The following is a 16510-nucleotide window of genomic DNA, read 5'->3' on the forward strand; positions in this document are numbered from 1 at the left end:
AATGAAACATAGAAAGGACTAAGCTGTTCATTTGCCTAGCCCTTGTTTTGTAAAGTCAACACATCAATTCTTTTTCAGCACATTGAACACTTCCTCTACCTTCAATTGCCCAATATCCCCTTCTTTCCGTTTCCGGACGGAAACCATTTGTTTTTCAACCTCCTGATCACCAACGATCATCATATAAGGAACTTTCTGCTTCTCTGATTCTCTAATTTTCAACCCCATCTTTTCAGCACGGTCATCCACTTTCACACGATATCCCTTTGCCGCAAGCTCTTTCCTCAATTCTTCAGCATAAGATACATGCTTATCGGCGATCGGAATGATCCTTACTTGTTCAGGTGCAAGCCACAACGGAAATTCTCCCGCATAATGCTCAACGAGAATGGCAAGGAATCTCTCAACTGAGCCGAAAATAGCACGATGGATAATTATCGGAAACTCAAGCTCATTCTCTTCATTAATGTATCGGCAATTGAACTTCTCAGGCATTTGGAAGTCCAGTTGAACTGTGCCGCATTGCCAGCTCCGTCCTAGCGAATCCAAAATGTGAAAATCAATTTTCGGACCATAAAAAGCGCCGTCCCCTTCATTAATGCGATAGGCCATTCCTCTTTGTTTCAACACCTCTTCCAACGACTGTTCCGCTTCATTCCACAAATCGACGGATCCCATATAATTTTCCGGCCTTGTCGATAATTCAACTTCATAACTGAAACCGAATTCCGAATAAATATCGTCAATCAAATCCAATACATGATCCACTTCCCGCTCAATTTGATCTTTCCGAACGAATAGATGCGCATCATCTTGTGTAAATGCACGAACACGCAATAGTCCATTCAATGAGCCGGATAATTCATGACGATGCACTAAACCTAATTCCGCATAACGGATTGGCAATTCCCGGTAACTTCTCCGTTTATGGTTGAATATGAGCATCGCCCCTGGACAATTCATCGGTTTCAATGCATATTGCTGTTCATCCACATCGGAAAAGTACATATTTTCATGATAGTGATCCCAATGTCCGGATTGCTCCCATAACTCCTGCTTCATCATAATCGGAGTCTTAATCTCCTCATACCCCGCCTCCTGATGCTTCCGTTTCCAGAACTGTTCCAACTCATTTCGTACAATCATTCCTTTCGGCAAATAAAACGGCATACCTGGCGCTTCCTCTGACGACATGAACAATTCAAGCTCCTGGCCTAATTTACGATGATTCCTTTTTTCGATATCCATTTGTACTGACATTGTTATTCCTCCTATGTTGTGTATATAAAATAAAAAACCGCATTCCTCCCTAGTAAAGGGACGAATGCGGTCGTGGTACCACCCTGATTCCGCCATGTTTAAAAAAACGTGGCGCTCAATTGATAACGGTCTCCCGATCATAGTTTCCTGCCAAGTGCAATCCCCTACGATAGCTTAAAGGTGGTAAATCATTTTTCCGCTACAGAACTTTCAGCCATGGTCCTGTTCTCTGGTAAAGCTTCCGAAATGATTCATGTCCTTCTCAACGCTTCGTATAAAATTAAAAAAGACCGCATTCTTCCCCAATAAAGGGACGAATGCGGTCGTGGTGCCACCCTGATTTCGCCATACTTAAAAAGCATGACGCTTCAAATGATAACGGTCTCCCGATCATAGTTTTCTGCTAAGCAGTCCTCCATGATAGCTTGAAGGTGGTAAAACATCTTTTCCGCTACAGGACTTCCAGCCATGGTCCTGTTCTCTGGCAAAGCTTCCAAAATGATTCATGTCCTTCTCAACGCTTGTTTATTGATAATTAATTGTATTGTATTATATGTGACGTTTTTATTAATGTCAATAGCCATTACTTAATAACGCAGAGCTCTCCCGCTTTCAGCAAATGCATGCGCTAGTCGGATCGTTGACACCGCCAACTCCGCATATGTCACTTCACGATTAGGATTAAATTGGTTTTGCTCCGCTTTTACTAAGCCGATCGAGTTTGCCATTGCTACATAACCAATGTTCGGAGATTGCACCTTATCGGCATCTTCAAAATCAACCTTATAGATGCTGCTATCCTTTGCTGCCTGCTCTAAACCTAGTACACGGATCATCCATACCGAAAGTTCTTCTCTTGTGATCGGCGAATCGACATCAAAGTTCTGACTATCCGCTTTGAGAATGCCCAATTCAACCGCACGCTCGATTTCCTGATATAACGGGTGTTTAGAGTCTATATTCTCAAATGTCTGGTTCGTGTTTTCCTGACCGTAGTAATGACCGCCACGATAGAAATAGGTAAGTGAGCTCATTATAACTTTCAACGCTTCCCCTTTTGAAATGGCAGCATCAGGATTAAAGCTCTTCCCTTCTTTTACATCCAATACTCTGGCGTTAATAAGATAATTGAGCTCCTCTTCCGCCCAAGGATGTGAAACGGTTATTGAATCTTTGCCATTAAACAAGTTATTCCATTCCCCTGTATGCGCATTCACATAACTATATGGTTCCTCGTTAAATACAGGTACATAGACGAGATCATAATGATTTTCCTTTTCATTTTTAGAATGCTTCATATACGTAAGATTAAGGTCAAGTGCCTCTTCAAAAATTGTTTTTACTTCTTCTGTGGAAATCACGTTATCGCTCGATGGCCAGTTTTCTATATCTTGATAACCAACATTCAGGCTATTTAAAGAACCGTCAGCCGCTATTCCTACACTGATCTGATCGCCATTGACGATAATGCCATTTTCGATTCTTGGGAATGTGAACTGATACGAACCTAGTCGTTCGTCAACATAAGGTTCTCCTACAGGCATTGCATAGTTATGCAGATAGGAAGGGACCCATTCTTTTAGAAATTTCACAGCTTGGCTGAGTGCTTCCTGTTGGGAAAGATTGTTCTCTTTATTAGAATCCTCTCCGAAATCCGATAACAGGTGATCCTTCATATTGTGGTAGTTGATAATTTCGCCTGTGTTTTTATTTATTTCTATACTCGATCCACTTCCGCCAGTTCTATACTGATACATATATTGTACAGAAATAACTGGCATTCCATTATAGTTCTCTATTTCCTGAATGGATTCAATATTTAATTTTATTTTATCAGAATCAATCGCCAAAAATTGTTCGGCAATCTTCTTCGCTTCTTCCGCTGTTATTCCGTCCTGTTTTGCTGGGAGTGGATTTGCAGTAACCTTTTCAATTTTTGTTTCTCCAGGAAAGTCCGATGTGTAACCGTTTGCAGTCATCCACTTCCCTGTTGCTGCTTCGATGCCTTGCAATTTTGCTGTTGGACGGTAGACGAGCTCGACAGTGCGGTCACCCGTTTGGTAATCATAGTTAACTTGATAATTCAAATCAACAGATAGATTTTCTTTTATTTTCTTTATCAATTCATCCTTATCTTTTATTTTTGTGGCGTCTTCATAGCTGGATGATGTAGACTGTCGGGACTTGTAAAAACCAACGATTTCACCGTTCCCTAGAACCGATACTTCCATTCTTTGGTCCGCAATGGAGACTTGGTTTTCTGTACGCGCAAAAGTAAATGAGTAACGAATCGGCTCAGTTAAAATCTGTTGAGGATAGTAGTTAAAAGTGTTCGTTTCTAGTTGATAGTCTTTTCCGTCTAGAAATTCCTTCATAAAATCTTCCGCTATTTTCTTTGCTTCCTCTTTTGAAACTTTTGGAGGGAACAAAGCATCTGTGACATTAGGCGGTTGGTAGGAAAAATTCTCGATTTCCAGTTCTTCTCCAACAAAACCTATATTACCGTAAATTTGCTTCCCGCTAATAGTCTTTGTAAAAACTAGGCCATGCCTTACCGTCTCATCATCCGGATAAATATGCGCACTTCTCACATGAAAATCACTATTCGTTAAAAAGTCAAATTGGTTCGGGAATATTTTCCTGAACTTTTCGATCAACTCATCTTTGGAGATTGCAATATCTGTGGAAGCGACTTGAATCCGTACTTTTTCTGGTTGTCCATCCTCTGTAGTTGAAGCATCCGCAATTGATGAAAACATACCAAATGACAAAACAGATGAAGATAAAATCATACCTACTTTCTTAAACTTTGCCAAAATACCCCTCCTAAGCTCATTTCTCTATTTTTAATTTATATATCTCTTTTAGAATGACAAAATATATAAATTGTTTAATAATTATGTATATTATATACGTTTGATACTATTAAGTAAAGTAAAATTTTGTATATTTTAGTAAGACATGAAAAAGCCGCATCCTTCCCACTAAAGGGGTGAATGCGGCCGTAAAACATCTACTATCGTTTGTCAGTTAATAATACTGAAGACCTCTTCCGCTCTCAGCAATTGCATGCGCTAGGCGGATCGTCGACACCGCCAACTCTGCGTATGTCACTTCGCGATCAGGGTAGAACCGGTTTTGCTCTGCTTGTAGTAAGCCCATTGAGCTGGCCATCGCAACATAACCTGCATTCGAAGACTTCACCTTATCGGCATCCTCAAAGCCTAGCGTAAAGATGCTGCTATCTTTTGCAGCTTTCTCAAGCCCCATTACGCGGATCATCCAAACCGAAAGTTCTTCTCTTGTAATTGGTGCATCGACATCAAAGTTCTTACTATCCGCTTTGATGATTCCAGTTTCAACAGCACGTTCAATTTCCTGATATAACGGATGTTTCGGGTCGATATTTTCAAACGTTTGATTCGTGTTTTCCTGACCGTAATAATAACTGCCGTGATAGAAATAGGTGAGTGATTTCATGAGCACTTTCAATGCTTCCCCTCTTGAAATGGAAGCATCGCCGTTAAAGGTTTTCACATCTTTCACTTCCAGCACTTTGGCGTTAATAAGATAATTGAGCTCCTCTTCCGCCGAAGGATGTGTCACGGTTATTGAATCTTTGCCATTAAATAAGTTATTCCATTCCCCGGTATTGGCATTTACATAACTAAATGGGTCATTGTTGAAAACAGGTAAATATACGAGGTCATAGTGATTTTCCTTTTCATTTTTAGCATGTTTCATATACGTGAGTTTTAGAGTAAGTGCCTCTTCTAAAATCTTTTTTGCCTCTTGCACGGAAATGACATTGTCGCTTGATGGCCAATTTTCCATCTCTTGATAATTGACATTTAGGCTATTCAAAGATCCGTCACCCGCAATCCCGACATGAATCTGATCGCCCGTAACGATAATTCCATTCATAATTCTTGGGAAGGCAAATTGATACGTGCCTAATCTTTCGTCAAAATATGGTTCATCGACAGGCATTGCATACATGTGAAGATAGGATGGAATCCATTCTTTTACATACTTCACAGCTTGCGTGAGCGCTTCCTGCTTGGAAAGGGCGTTATCTTTTTTAGGATCTTCCCCAACTTCGGTAAGTAGATGATCTTTCATGTTGTAGTAGCTAAGAACTTCCCCTGTCTTTTTATTAATCTCTATGCCTGATCCTGAACCGCCTGTCGCATGTTGATACATATATTGGACATAAATGACTTCTTGCCCGTTGTAATTCTCCATTTCATGGATCGACTCGATTTTTAACTTTACTTTATCCGAATCAATGGCAAGAAATTGTTCAGCGATTTTCTTTGCTTCTTCTACCGTAATCCCGTCTTGTTTTGCCGGAAGAGGTTTCTCTGTAATTGCTTCAATTTTTGTTTTTCCTGGAAGATCTGTTGTATAACCCTCTGCAGTCATCCATTTCCCTGTTGCCGCTTCAACACCTTGTAGTTTTGCTGTTGGTCGATAGATGAGCTCTGCACTACGATCACCTGTTTGATAATCATAGTTAATTTGATAATTCAAATCTACAGATAGATTTGCTTTCACTTGCTTTACCATTTCATTCTTATCTTTTAATTGTGTACCATCAGCAAAAGTGCCAGCTGTAGATTGTGGAAACATCTTGTAAAAGCTGACGACTTCCCCATTTCCTAATACGGACACATCCATTCTTTGGTCAGCGATGGAAACCTGATTTTTTGTTCGTGAGAATGTAAAGGAATAGCGGATCGGCTCTGTTAAGATTTGCTGCGGATAATAATTGTATGTGTCTGCTTCTAACTGATAGTCTTTTCCATCAAGAAATTTTTTCATAAAATCTTCTGCAATTTTCTTTGCTTCTTCTTTAGATACTTTTGCAGGGAACAAAGCATCTTTTACGTTAGGAGGTTGATAGGAAAAGTATTCAATGTCCAAGTCCTCACCAACAAATCCAATATGTCCGTACACTCGTTTTCCATCAATCATTTTGGTGAAATATAGGTCATGCCGCACCGTTTCGTCCTCAGGATAAATATGTGAACTGTTCATTTGAAAATCACTAGTCTTTAAGAAATCAAACTGGTTCGGGAACATCTCTCTAAACTTTTTGACCAATTGTTCTTTCGTGATGACATTGTCAGTGGAAGCAACTTGGATCCGTACTTTTTCTGGTTGTCCTTGCTCTGTAGGTGAAGCATTTGCAATCGATGAAAACATGCCAAAAGACAAGACAGTAGAAGTAACAATCATACCTAGTTTTTTTACATTTGCCAAAATAATCCTCCTAAGTTACATTTCTTAGTATGTTTTTAAGCAATCGCTAGATTGTATGATTGTCCGATGAAGAAAATACCGAGACAAAGGTACATGACTTTTAGAAAGCCTTGCTTATGTAAATAAAACATATAGAAAAGGCGCCCGATTTACTCGGACGCCCTTGTTGTATTTATTAGTTATTTTTCATTTTATCACGAAGAACCATTTGTAGGATTCCGCCGTGACGGTAGTAGTCGATTTCAACTTCTGAGTCGAAACGAGCTAATACGTCGAACTCTTTAACAGAGCCGTCTTTTGCGGTTGCTGTCACTTTCAGGATATCGCGTGGTTTTACGCCTTCCGCGATATTTACACTGATTTCCTCTTCGCCTGTTAGGCCAAGTGTTTCAGCGCTTTCCCCATTCAAGAATTGAAGTGGAAGAACACCCATCATGACAAGGTTTGAACGGTGGATACGCTCATAGCTTTCAGCGATAACTGTTTTGATACCGAGTAATGAAGTACCTTTTGCAGCCCAGTCACGTGAAGAGCCCATACCGTAGTCTTTGCCTGCAAGGATTGCTAGGCCAGTTCCATCTTCCTGATAACGCATTGCTGCGTCGTAGATCGGGCAGATTTCTTTTGTTGGCCAGTATGTTGTGAATCCGCCTTCTGTACCTTTTGCAATTTGGTTACGGATACGGATATTCGCGAATGTACCGCGCATCATTACCTCATGGTTACCACGGCGGGAACCGTATGAGTTGAAGTAACGTGGCTCAACGCCGCGTTCGCGCAAGTATTTACCAGCTGGTGTATCTTTGCCGATAGCACCTGCAGGAGAAATATGGTCCGTTGTAATTGAATCGCCGAATTTACCGATAACACGGAGTTCGGATAGCGTTTCGATATCAGCAGGCTCTTTTGAGAGACCTTCGAAGAACGGAGGATTTTGGATGTATGTCGAGTTCTCATCGAAATCATATAAAGAATCGTCAGTTGTCTCGATTGCATTCCAAGCTTCGTTCTCTGTGAATACGCGAGCATATTCTTTACGGAATAGTTCAGGAGTAACCGTCGATTTTACGACTTCCTTCACTTCTTCCGAAGATGGCCAGATGTCTTTGAAGTATACATCTGTACCGTCTTTCGCCTTGCCGATTGGATCTTTTTCGAAGTCGATATCGACTGTTCCAGCTAGCGCGTAAGCGACAACAAGTGGCGGTGAAGCCAAGTAGTTCGCTTTTACGAGCGGATGGATACGTCCTTCGAAGTTACGGTTACCGGAAAGTACCGAAGAAACTAATAGGTCGTTTTCTGTAATCGTTTTTTCGATTTCAGGAAGAAGCGGACCGGAGTTTCCGATACATGTTGTACAACCGTAACCGACTGTGTTGAATCCGATTTGATCCAAGTATTTTGAGAGACCGGAGTCTTCCAAATAGCCAGTAACGACTTTCGAACCTGGTGCAAGTGATGTTTTCACGTATGCGGGAGGTGTAAGTCCTTTTTCGACAGCTTTCTTCGCAACAAGTCCAGCACCTAACATAACGTAAGGGTTCGATGTGTTTGTACAAGAAGTAATCGCTGCGATTGCAAGGTCTCCTGTTTTCATGCCGACAGTACGACCGTCAGCGAACTCGACAGTACCTTGCTTTTCGAATTCTTTCGGAGTCAATCCGAAGCCTTGGTTCCCTTCAGGAGCTACAACAGAATCTTTGAAAGAACGTTGTAGTTCTGTTAGCGGAATCATATCTTGTGGACGTTTCGGACCAGCAAGATTCGCTTCAATTTTAGAAAGATCGATTTCGATCACTTCTGTGTAAGTAGGCTCTTCGTTATTTGGTGTGAAGAACATATCGTTTTCTTCAAGATATTTCTTAACGACTTGGATATGTTCTTCTTCACGGCCAGTTAGGCGCATATAGTCAAGGGATTCTTCGTCAACTGGGAAGAAACCGCAAGTTGCACCATATTCAGGAGCCATGTTCGCAATTGTCGCACGGTCTGCAAGTGGTAATTTCGATACGCCAGGTCCGAAGAACTCGACGAATTTACCAACAACGCCATGTGCACGAAGTGTTTGTGTCACTTTCAACGCAAGGTCAGTTGCAGTTGTACCGTTTGGAAGTTCGCCAACAAGTTTAACACCGATTACTTCTGGAATTGGGAAGTATGAAGGTTGACCAAGCATACCTGCTTCTGCTTCAATACCACCAACACCCCATCCAAGAACACCGATACCGTTGATCATTGTTGTATGGGAGTCTGTTCCGACAAGTGTATCTGGGTATGTTTCGTATGTGCCGTCTTCGTTTTCGATTGCGTGTACAACGCTTGCAAGGTACTCAAGGTTAACTTGGTGAACGATACCAGTTGCTGGAGGAACAGCACGATAGTTATCGTACGCTTTTTGTGCCCAGCTTAGGAATTGATAACGCTCAGCGTTACGTTCGAATTCAAGTTCCATATTCAAGCGAAGCGCATCCTCAGAACCATATCGGTCAACTTGTACCGAGTGATCGATGACGAGGTCAACCGGGATTTCCGGATTGATTTTGTTCGGGTCTCCGCCCATTTCAGCCATAGCTGACCGAAGAGACGCAAGGTCAACGACAACTGGAACTCCAGTGAAGTCTTGCAGGATAACGCGGGAAGGTTTGAAAGGAACTTCAGCGTCCTTATCTGCATCCTTGCCCCATTTTGCCAAGTTTTCAACGTGGTCATCTTTGATCACATAACCGTCATGTTGGCGCAGGACGGATTCAAGTAGCACTTTTACTGAGTATGGTAGTTTGGAAATATTTGCAATACCGGCTTCTTCGAGGGCTTTTAGACGATAGTAGTTATACGTCTTGCCATTCAATTCGAATGATTGGCGGCTATTGTGCAAATTGCTTTTTGCCATTGTAATTCCTCCTTTATTGAAAGGGTTGTGTGTAAGCGTTTCTCTACTCCATCATAGTACAGGTGCGTTGATAAGTAAAATACATAAAAATTATAGTCTTTCATAAGAAAACATGATGACCATATGTATGAAGGCATAGAAAAGCAGCTCACCGTAAAGTATATTCTGAAAAACTCATTCATGCAAAGTTTTGGATTCATCTGATAGAATTCTACTGAATTTTTTCTCTATATGTGGCATGATGGAATGGAAAATGAGTTAAAGGGAGTGGGATTGTTGAAAAAGGCGTTGTTAGTAATTGATTACACATATGATTTCGTTGCGGAGGATGGCGCATTGACGTGCGGTCAACCCGGCATCGACTTGGAAACGTATATTGTCGACTTGACGAAGGAATTTTTGAAAGAAGGGAATCTCGTCATAATGCCTGTCGATCTTCACGAAGAAAATGATCCATACCATCCTGAAACGAAGCTGTTTCCTCCCCACAATATTAAAGGTACTGTAGGACGGGCTCCATATGGTGCGTTGCACACTTTGTACGAAACGAATAAAGATCAAATCATTTGGATGGATAAAACGCGTTTTAGTGCATTTGCAGGAACGGATCTTGAATTACAGCTACGTGCACGTGGCATAACCGAATTGCATCTTGTAGGTGTTTGTACAGATATATGCATTCTTCACACAGCTGTCGACGCCTATAATCGTGGCTTTGCTATCGTCATCCATAAAAAAGGTGTGGCAAGCTTTGATCCGGCAGGCCATGAATGGGCACTGCGTCATTTTGAGAAGACTTTGGGAGCTACAGTCATCCGGTAACGATTCCCCTTTTTTGGTGATTCAATTGCGATAGATGTTTAATGTATGGAATAAACGGATATTCAAATACTACATAAGCAATTATGAATCACTAAAAAGGAGATGGAGCAAATGAGCTTTATTTGGTTTCTAATTATCGGTGGAATTATCGGTTGGCTCGCGGGCCTTATTTTAGGAAAGGACATTCCAGGCGGAATCATCGGCAATATCATTGCAGGTATTATCGGCGCGTGGGTCGGTGGAATGTTGCTCGGAGACTGGGGTCCTAGAGTTTCGGACTTCTATATCCTTCCTGCATTGCTCGGCGCGATCATCCTCGTATTTATTGTGAGCTTGATCATGAAATCAATGCGTAAGGCAACTTAAGCGAAAAAAGTGTAAAAAAGAGCGTCAAGAGAAAATCTCTTGACGCTCTTTTTATTCGTTCTGAAGTCTTTGGGTTTCAAATTCATTGAAGAACCATAATACGTCTTCTACATACTTGTCGCTATGATTGTAATGGAATATCGCCTTTTCAATTTCACCATCGGCAGCCCCGCTTTTGGATAAATAATTAGCTGCGCTGAAGATAGCATCTTCAATATCAAAAGGATCGGCAATCCCATCGCCGTTCGCGTCAACTCCATACCCGCCATACTTTTGAATGACAGCAGGATCTGTTTTGTCCTTGTCAGGTATATTCCCTTTTCCAAGACCTTCGCACCCTGGATATCCCCAGCCTACAAATGTGCAGGGCATGAACTGCATATGCCCTTCAGCACCCGCAGGAGATAACAATGGATCCATCGTTGAAAACCGGGTTTCTATTCGATGATGGGCAGCGAGAAGTGTCCAAGGAACACTATATTCCTCCGCCGCCGCTTTATAGATCGGAATATACTCCTCTGGAATAACTAAAGCAGTGTGACGATCTTGGTATTCCAGCAAAGTGCTTGCCGATTTCTTTATGAGTTCGGGGTTTTGGATGCCTGTCCAAATGATTGCCGATAGGGTGAAGGTGGTTACAGCGACGGGGATGAGCAAAACGATCATGAAAATCTTCGTTTTAATGGATAACCCCTTTTTCTTCTTCTTCACTGCACCACCCTTTTCCGTTCAAATTGTTACGATTTAGGCTCTTCTTTAATGAGCGCTTTCATATCTTTTACAATATCTTCGTATGGCACATCTTCTGCGCCGTTATACGTCTTCACTGACACTCCCTCTTTATTGATCAAACTGAATGCAGTACCGTGAGTGACTTGATCCACTCCTGGCGTTTTACTGACGAATGTCTTGAAAGAACCAATTGCCAAGTTTTCAATCGTTTCCTGGCTATAGCCGGTCAACATTTCCCATTTGCTTTGATCGACAGGATCGAATGTATCCAAGTACTCTTGCAATGTTTCTGGCGTATCGATTTTTGGGTCTACACTGAATGAAACGATCTTATAATCTTCGACGCCTTCGTCCTGCAGCATCTGCTGAAGATCTGCCATATTAGCCATCATCGGCAGACAAACGGTTTCACAGTTCGTGAAGACAAACTGGGCAATCCAGACAGTTCCCTTCAAATCGTCGAGAGATACTTGTTCATGATGCTGATTCGTGAACTCAAACGGATCAATCTTATACTTGTGATCAGCTTTGAATCCGCCCATTGAACATGCGCTCAATAATAGCATAAGCATCATGATGGATGATAAAAAGATTTTTTTGCGCATATATAGACTCCTCCACTTTTCAATACTTACTTTATCATAGTGGATAGGTGCTTATCAAACAACCGTACGGGCCAATCCTTCTTGTCAAAACATTGACGTTTCAGTGAAGTTCACTTCACATTTAATGAAACGAGTGCACTGTGGATCGCTTCTAGTTTCGTTTCAAGCCGGTGCAACAGATAGAATGATACAAATATCGGAAATCCGATCTGCTGTATAAGTTCCAGCCATTGTTCCATTTTGAAACCTCCTCTCTCATAAAGCGTAGGGCGCCTGCCTAGAGGCGATGGGCATAAGGTAAAGATGCGAAGTGGCGGTTTTTGCCACACAGCAACTTTGACTTATGCCCCCGAGACTCTGGCGCCGTAGCTAGATTGATAAAGCGTAGAACGCATGTAGATGGATTACTGAATTCAAAAGGCTCCCAGCGCGGGACTGGGAGCCAAATACGATTATGCCTTTACAAGTTCGGTGACAGTACGCTCGATGATTCGGGCGCCTTTCACTGATTCAAGCAGAGAGCCATCTACTTCAAATACACCCGAACTGATGATTTGCTGCATGGCAGCCTCCACCTCGGAAGGCGTCAATCCGCTCTTTGGCTCATCTACAGTGATTGACGTCTGCTTCCCTGCAGCTGTTAGAAAGTTCAATTGTAATGTTGTTGCCATTTCTCATTCCCCCTTTTTCATTAGTTCATAATGTCTGCTGTTTCCACTTTCTCCGCTCCTATAAACGGAAATTCGGACAGTTGTGCCAATTGTGAAAGAGCGTTATACAGATTTTCTGCTGTAGCCCCTTCTGCCAGATTGCGATAGGTTTTTGATTTGCGGATCATTTTCCCATCTTCTGTCATACCGCCGTCGAAAAACACTTTTCCGACTGCATGCCTGAATTCGATTGTCGCCATTTGCTTTCCCCTCCTTTCACACGTTATATAGACCGTGGAAGTGAAAAAGGATACTTTGTCCGTGTACTTTTTTGAAAAAGCTCTTATAATGGGGAGTAGAATGGAAGAGGTGAAGACAGTTGCAAGACTTGTTTATATGGTTCATCATTTTTTGGTGTGTCGTCCTGATCGTACTTTTCGGAATCGGGGGCTTTTTCATGTTCCGCAAATTCCTGAAAGTGTTTCCGAAGGCAGACGGCAAATCGACGCTTGACTGGGAAGAACATTATGTGAATGAATCCCTTCATCTCTGGAATGAGGAAGCGAAAGATCTATTGAATGAACTCGTCAGCCCCGTTCCGGAATTATTCCGCGATGTCGCGAAACAGAAGATCGGTGCGAAAATCGGCCAGATTGCATTGGAGGATCGTGCTAAGACGATAGGCTTTGATCATATTATCCGTGGCTACATCGTCGCTACCCCAAAACGCGATCATAAATTTTTACGAAGAAAATTGGACTCGATGGAAATCGATATTACACCTTATGAGCATTTATTTGATTGATCCAAAAAGGTGCTACCCTAAAATTCAGTTATCACTGAATTTCTGTGGTGGCACCTTTTGATATTTACTCCATTAGAAACCGTTGATTTTCGCTTCAAGGGGACGCTTTCCGCGGGCGAGCGCTGAGCCAATCGGACAGCGGAGGGTTCGATTTGCCTTAATTTCTGCGTATTTGGCAGAAATTAAGGCATCCTGCTCCCTTAAGGTCACAGAAAACATTGCTCGCAACGCTGTGCTTGTGCTCGCAAACGCCGTCCTTCGTGACGGCGTTCGCAGGAGTCGCCGCCTTCCGCTTCAATCAATTGTATCCCCTACAATACAATTCTTTTTCTCTATCCATTGTCTGAAATTCTTTATATAAGAAAATAATAAATGTTTTTTTGAGAATAAACTATTAAGCTGTTCGTTGTACTTTATGAAAAAGCTTTTTCAATCACATAAGGAGCGAAATAAATGAAAAGTTCATCAACAAACTTTGTCACTAGATTAAAAAAACAAAAAGAAGATGCACTCGAGTATATTATTGATGCTTATATGCCACTAGTAAAAACGATTGCCACGAAAATACTACACAATATGAAGCAATCAGATATCGATGAATGTATCAATGATGTTTTTCTAACTATTTGGCAAAATGCTCATCAGTTTCAAGGTGATACACAAGACTTTAAAAAATGGATTGGCATGATTACGAAGTACAAAGCAATAGATCGTTATCGGCAGGCTAAAAAACAAAAAGCACATGAACAATCAGATGCACCACTTGAACAGAAAGCAAGTTCTTTACAAACTGACTTATCTGTCTTGAAACGTGAAGAAAAAAACGAATTATTATTTGCGATTAGTCAATTAAATGAAGTCGACCGTGATATTTTTATGATGAAATATTATTTGGAGCTTTCAAATATTGAAATTGCTGACAACCTAGGTCTATCTAAAGCTGCGGTCGATAATCGTTTGTATCGTGGAAAGAAAACATTAGCCACAAATACTAAGTTAAAGGAGCTATTTGTATGATGAAAGAATGGATACATATGGATTTCGATCAACTTGAATTACTAGACGTAACAGACATCGAAAAGGCACGCGTCAAACAACATGTACTAAAAAAACGCAAAAAAGCACCGATTTGGCGTAACATTGCCGTTACAGCTGTTATCATTGTTGGAGCAAGTACAGCAACAGGTTTTGCATTTCCGTCTCTTGCATCACAAATTCCGTTTATGGATAATGTCATTTATTTTTTTAATGACGAAGAGCAACACTACAAAGATTTTGAGGAATTTTCGAATGAGATCGGTCTTGTACAAACAAGTAATGGTATTACGGTCATGATTGACAATGCCGTTTATGACGGCACAAATGTTACAGTCTCTTTCGCAATTGAAACTGATTATAATTTTGACGGACGCATGGATGTACGTTCACCGAACTGGTTTTATGTCCGTGATGCAGGCGGTAGTGGCGGTGCATTTAGAATTTCGAAGATCAGTGAGAATCGCTATGTGGGGTTATCAACTTTCACTCCAAATTTCAAAAATATTCAGCACCCAGAAACAATCGAAGTCACCTGGAAACCAGAAGCCTTTTATAATCCTTCAACTGATTTAGAAGTAAAGGGAGATTGGTCTTTTGCTTTTTCACTGAATCGTTTAGGAGGCGATTTGCAATTGGTAAATGAAACGGTGCAGCAAGAAGATGTGAGCTTCACACTCCAATCCGTTGAGTTCACTGATGTATCCACTGTGATTAGCTATGAACAAGTGGTATCGAATGAACTACTTAAAGAATGGTCAAGTGTTTCACCTGTTTTCCGTGTAACAGATGACCTCGGTAATGTGTATATGAATGGGACTGGTGGCGGTGGAAAGACAACTGATGACTACAAGACGTTTAAAGGAACAAGCGCCTTTGGTACGATTAAAGAGGAAGCCAGTAAACTCATCATTCAGCCTATTCAAATCGCAAGTCTTATGTCTGGTCAAGGTCATACTGAAATCAAACTTGAACCCATTGTCATTGAATTGAAAAAGTAAGACTGAAATTCTCTGCCGTCATCACCTTAATCATTTTATAGGAGACACTGTTGATTGAAGCGAAGGGCTACGACTCCGGCGAAAGCCGTCACGAAGAACAGCTTTTGCGAGCAGGATTGAAACCGTGCCCGCGGAAAGCGTTCGCCCCGTAGCGGAAATCAACTTTTTTAGTATTACTCTCTTTTTAAATAAAAAAGGCTAAAGCCTCCTATCGAATTAGGAGGCTTTTTCCATAGATTTCTTTAGTTTTAAATACTTAACTAGCATTCCGATACGCCATGGGACAATCATGCCGAATGCCAATATCCAGAACATGCCGCCAAGCTCACCGACATCGATAGAGCTGCTTAAAATCAATTTTGCAATAAAACGTATGATGAGCAAACTGAAAAGGATGATAATAAAAGCTTTGGACTTCTTGACATAGAGCTTTTCGTCCTTTTCTTCAAAATTCGTCGTTTTAATCAATACAATCGAAAATAGCAGTCCTACAAAGACCGATTCAATCACTTGAGGGAATGGCACCCTGAACTCTTCAAATAAAAACATGAGCGCCCCTGTCGACATGAACAGCGGCGGCAAAATGATTCGTTTCGGTGAAATTGGTCTTTTTGCGGCTTTTGTCCGCACGATGAACGCCATCGTCCCCATAAAGAGGAATAACAAAGTCGAACCGACAATCAAGTAAATGGAGGGGATTTCATTAAAAATGAAATCAACGAACTCCTGAAGTTTAAGCATAATCCTCCCCCCACTCCACCAACTCATCCATCCGATGTTTCAGTTGCTCCATCTGAACGAACCTGGCAAACCTGGTCATTTCCTTTCCTTGATGGAACAGCAAAACGACAGGAGCGGTGAATAACGAAAGTTGTCCAGCTACTTCAGGGAGTTGTGCCGCATTGACTTTATAAAATGGAAATGGATATTTTTCTTCGAGCTCGGCCACTTGCGGATAAAGCCCTTCACAAACAGAGCAATGATCCGTTTTTACAAACAATAGAAGCTTTGGCTCGCTTGCTGATATAGTTAGCCATTGGTCAAAAGAATTGATTTCTTTCACCGGCAGTTCCTCCGTT

The 16510-nt window shown here is 41.5% G+C and carries 16 protein-coding genes; 5 read left to right on the plus strand and 11 right to left on the minus strand.

Annotated elements, in window-relative coordinates:
• Positions 1 to 63 precede the first annotated feature (63 nt).
• The 4 genes from thrS to acnA all read right to left on the minus strand — a co-directional run bounded on the left by thrS (position 64) and on the right by acnA (position 9415).
• Positions 64 to 1260 carry a threonine--tRNA ligase gene (thrS, locus tag AC0L13_RS09010; RefSeq protein WP_473646116.1) on the minus strand — a complete coding sequence of 399 codons (1197 nt, stop codon included), beginning with the start codon at positions 1258 to 1260 and terminating at the stop codon, positions 64 to 66.
• Between the two features lie 587 nt (positions 1261 to 1847).
• Positions 1848 to 4076 (minus strand): PepSY1/2 domain-containing protein, encoded by a 2229-nt coding sequence (locus tag AC0L13_RS09015; protein ID WP_473646119.1) that lies wholly within the window; start codon positions 4074 to 4076, stop codon positions 1848 to 1850.
• A 214-nt stretch (positions 4077 to 4290) separates the two neighbouring features.
• On the minus strand, positions 4291 to 6525 hold the full coding sequence (locus AC0L13_RS09020; RefSeq protein WP_473646121.1) for a YcdB/YcdC domain-containing protein: 2235 nt from the start codon (positions 6523 to 6525) through the stop codon (positions 4291 to 4293).
• 175 nt (positions 6526 to 6700) lie between these two features.
• Positions 6701 to 9415: an aconitate hydratase AcnA gene (acnA, locus tag AC0L13_RS09025; RefSeq protein ID WP_473646124.1), complete on the minus strand. Its 2715-nt coding sequence runs from the start codon at positions 9413 to 9415 to the stop codon at positions 6701 to 6703.
• Between the two features lie 276 nt (positions 9416 to 9691).
• Between acnA and AC0L13_RS09030 the strand changes: the two genes are divergently transcribed.
• Both AC0L13_RS09030 and AC0L13_RS09035 read left to right on the plus strand, forming a co-directional pair.
• Positions 9692 to 10237, plus strand: a complete 546-nt coding sequence (locus tag AC0L13_RS09030) for a cysteine hydrolase family protein (RefSeq protein ID WP_473646928.1) — start codon at positions 9692 to 9694, stop codon at positions 10235 to 10237.
• Between the two features lie 111 nt (positions 10238 to 10348).
• A complete protein-coding gene (locus AC0L13_RS09035) occupies positions 10349 to 10603 on the plus strand; it encodes a GlsB/YeaQ/YmgE family stress response membrane protein (protein WP_473646126.1) in 255 nt (84 codons plus the stop codon).
• A 51-nt stretch (positions 10604 to 10654) separates the two neighbouring features.
• Here the strand turns inward: AC0L13_RS09035 and AC0L13_RS09040 are convergent, their stop codons facing one another.
• From AC0L13_RS09040 to AC0L13_RS09060, 5 genes are all read right to left on the minus strand, one after another.
• Positions 10655 to 11314 (minus strand): lytic transglycosylase domain-containing protein, encoded by a 660-nt coding sequence (locus AC0L13_RS09040; RefSeq protein WP_473646128.1) that lies wholly within the window; start codon positions 11312 to 11314, stop codon positions 10655 to 10657.
• A gap of 26 nt (positions 11315 to 11340) precedes the next feature.
• Complete coding sequence (locus tag AC0L13_RS09045; RefSeq protein ID WP_473646130.1) at positions 11341 to 11940, minus strand: SCO family protein; 600 nt, start codon at positions 11938 to 11940, stop codon at positions 11341 to 11343.
• A gap of 110 nt (positions 11941 to 12050) precedes the next feature.
• The gene (locus AC0L13_RS09050; RefSeq protein WP_440499282.1) at positions 12051 to 12179 is read right to left on the minus strand and encodes a YvrJ family protein; all 129 of its coding nucleotides are present in this window, start codon (positions 12177 to 12179) and stop codon (positions 12051 to 12053) included.
• 213 nt (positions 12180 to 12392) lie between these two features.
• Positions 12393 to 12611, minus strand: coding sequence for a DUF2922 domain-containing protein (locus tag AC0L13_RS09055; protein ID WP_473646133.1), 219 nt, complete (start codon positions 12609 to 12611; stop codon positions 12393 to 12395).
• Between the two features lie 20 nt (positions 12612 to 12631).
• Entirely contained in the window at positions 12632 to 12850 is a 219-nt protein-coding gene (locus tag AC0L13_RS09060; protein ID WP_473646135.1) for a DUF1659 domain-containing protein, read from the minus strand.
• A 119-nt stretch (positions 12851 to 12969) separates the two neighbouring features.
• Here AC0L13_RS09060 and AC0L13_RS09065 point away from each other — a divergent pair, with 119 nt between their 5' ends.
• The 3 genes from AC0L13_RS09065 (at position 12970) to AC0L13_RS09075 (ending at position 15431) form a co-directional block, all read left to right on the plus strand.
• Positions 12970 to 13395: a DUF2621 domain-containing protein gene (locus AC0L13_RS09065; protein ID WP_473646137.1), complete on the plus strand. Its 426-nt coding sequence runs from the start codon at positions 12970 to 12972 to the stop codon at positions 13393 to 13395.
• A 453-nt stretch (positions 13396 to 13848) separates the two neighbouring features.
• Positions 13849 to 14412, plus strand: a complete 564-nt coding sequence (locus AC0L13_RS09070) for a sigma-70 family RNA polymerase sigma factor (RefSeq protein WP_473646139.1) — start codon at positions 13849 to 13851, stop codon at positions 14410 to 14412.
• Complete coding sequence (locus AC0L13_RS09075; RefSeq protein ID WP_473646142.1) at positions 14409 to 15431, plus strand: DUF4179 domain-containing protein; 1023 nt, start codon at positions 14409 to 14411, stop codon at positions 15429 to 15431. Before AC0L13_RS09070 ends, AC0L13_RS09075 begins: the two co-directional genes overlap by 4 nt.
• 216 nt (positions 15432 to 15647) lie before the next feature.
• Here the strand turns inward: AC0L13_RS09075 and AC0L13_RS09080 are convergent, their stop codons facing one another.
• Together AC0L13_RS09080 and AC0L13_RS09085 are read right to left on the minus strand one after the other, a co-directional pair.
• Complete coding sequence (locus AC0L13_RS09080) at positions 15648 to 16172, minus strand: CcdC family protein (RefSeq protein ID WP_473646145.1); 525 nt, start codon at positions 16170 to 16172, stop codon at positions 15648 to 15650.
• Positions 16165 to 16494, minus strand: coding sequence for a thioredoxin family protein (locus AC0L13_RS09085; protein ID WP_473646147.1), 330 nt, complete (start codon positions 16492 to 16494; stop codon positions 16165 to 16167). The genes AC0L13_RS09080 and AC0L13_RS09085 overlap by 8 nt, the downstream gene beginning before the upstream one ends.
• Positions 16495 to 16510: the final 16 nt, after the last annotated feature.

The sequence above is a fragment of the Sporosarcina sp. QA0331 genome, assembly GCF_055808055.1.

Bases quoted from the DNA above. Each gene is read 5' to 3' on its own strand.
- acnA (WP_473646124.1), bottom strand. From the start codon at position 9,415: ATGGCAAAAAGCAATTTGCACAATAGCCGCCAATCATTCGAATTGAAT.
- AC0L13_RS09055 (WP_473646133.1), bottom strand. From the start codon at position 12,611: ATGGCAACAACATTACAATTGAACTTTCTAACAGCTGCAGGGAAGCAG.
- AC0L13_RS09045 (WP_473646130.1), bottom strand. From the start codon at position 11,940: ATGCGCAAAAAAATCTTTTTATCATCCATCATGATGCTTATGCTATTA.
- AC0L13_RS09080 (WP_473646145.1), bottom strand. From the start codon at position 16,172: ATGCTTAAACTTCAGGAGTTCGTTGATTTCATTTTTAATGAAATCCCC.
- AC0L13_RS09075 (WP_473646142.1), top strand. From the start codon at position 14,409: ATGATGAAAGAATGGATACATATGGATTTCGATCAACTTGAATTACTA.
- thrS (WP_473646116.1), bottom strand. From the start codon at position 1,260: ATGTCAGTACAAATGGATATCGAAAAAAGGAATCATCGTAAATTAGGC.
- AC0L13_RS09070 (WP_473646139.1), top strand. From the start codon at position 13,849: ATGAAAAGTTCATCAACAAACTTTGTCACTAGATTAAAAAAACAAAAA.
- AC0L13_RS09035 (WP_473646126.1), top strand. From the start codon at position 10,349: ATGAGCTTTATTTGGTTTCTAATTATCGGTGGAATTATCGGTTGGCTC.
- AC0L13_RS09050 (WP_440499282.1), bottom strand. From the start codon at position 12,179: ATGGAACAATGGCTGGAACTTATACAGCAGATCGGATTTCCGATATTT.
- AC0L13_RS09060 (WP_473646135.1), bottom strand. From the start codon at position 12,850: ATGGCGACAATCGAATTCAGGCATGCAGTCGGAAAAGTGTTTTTCGAC.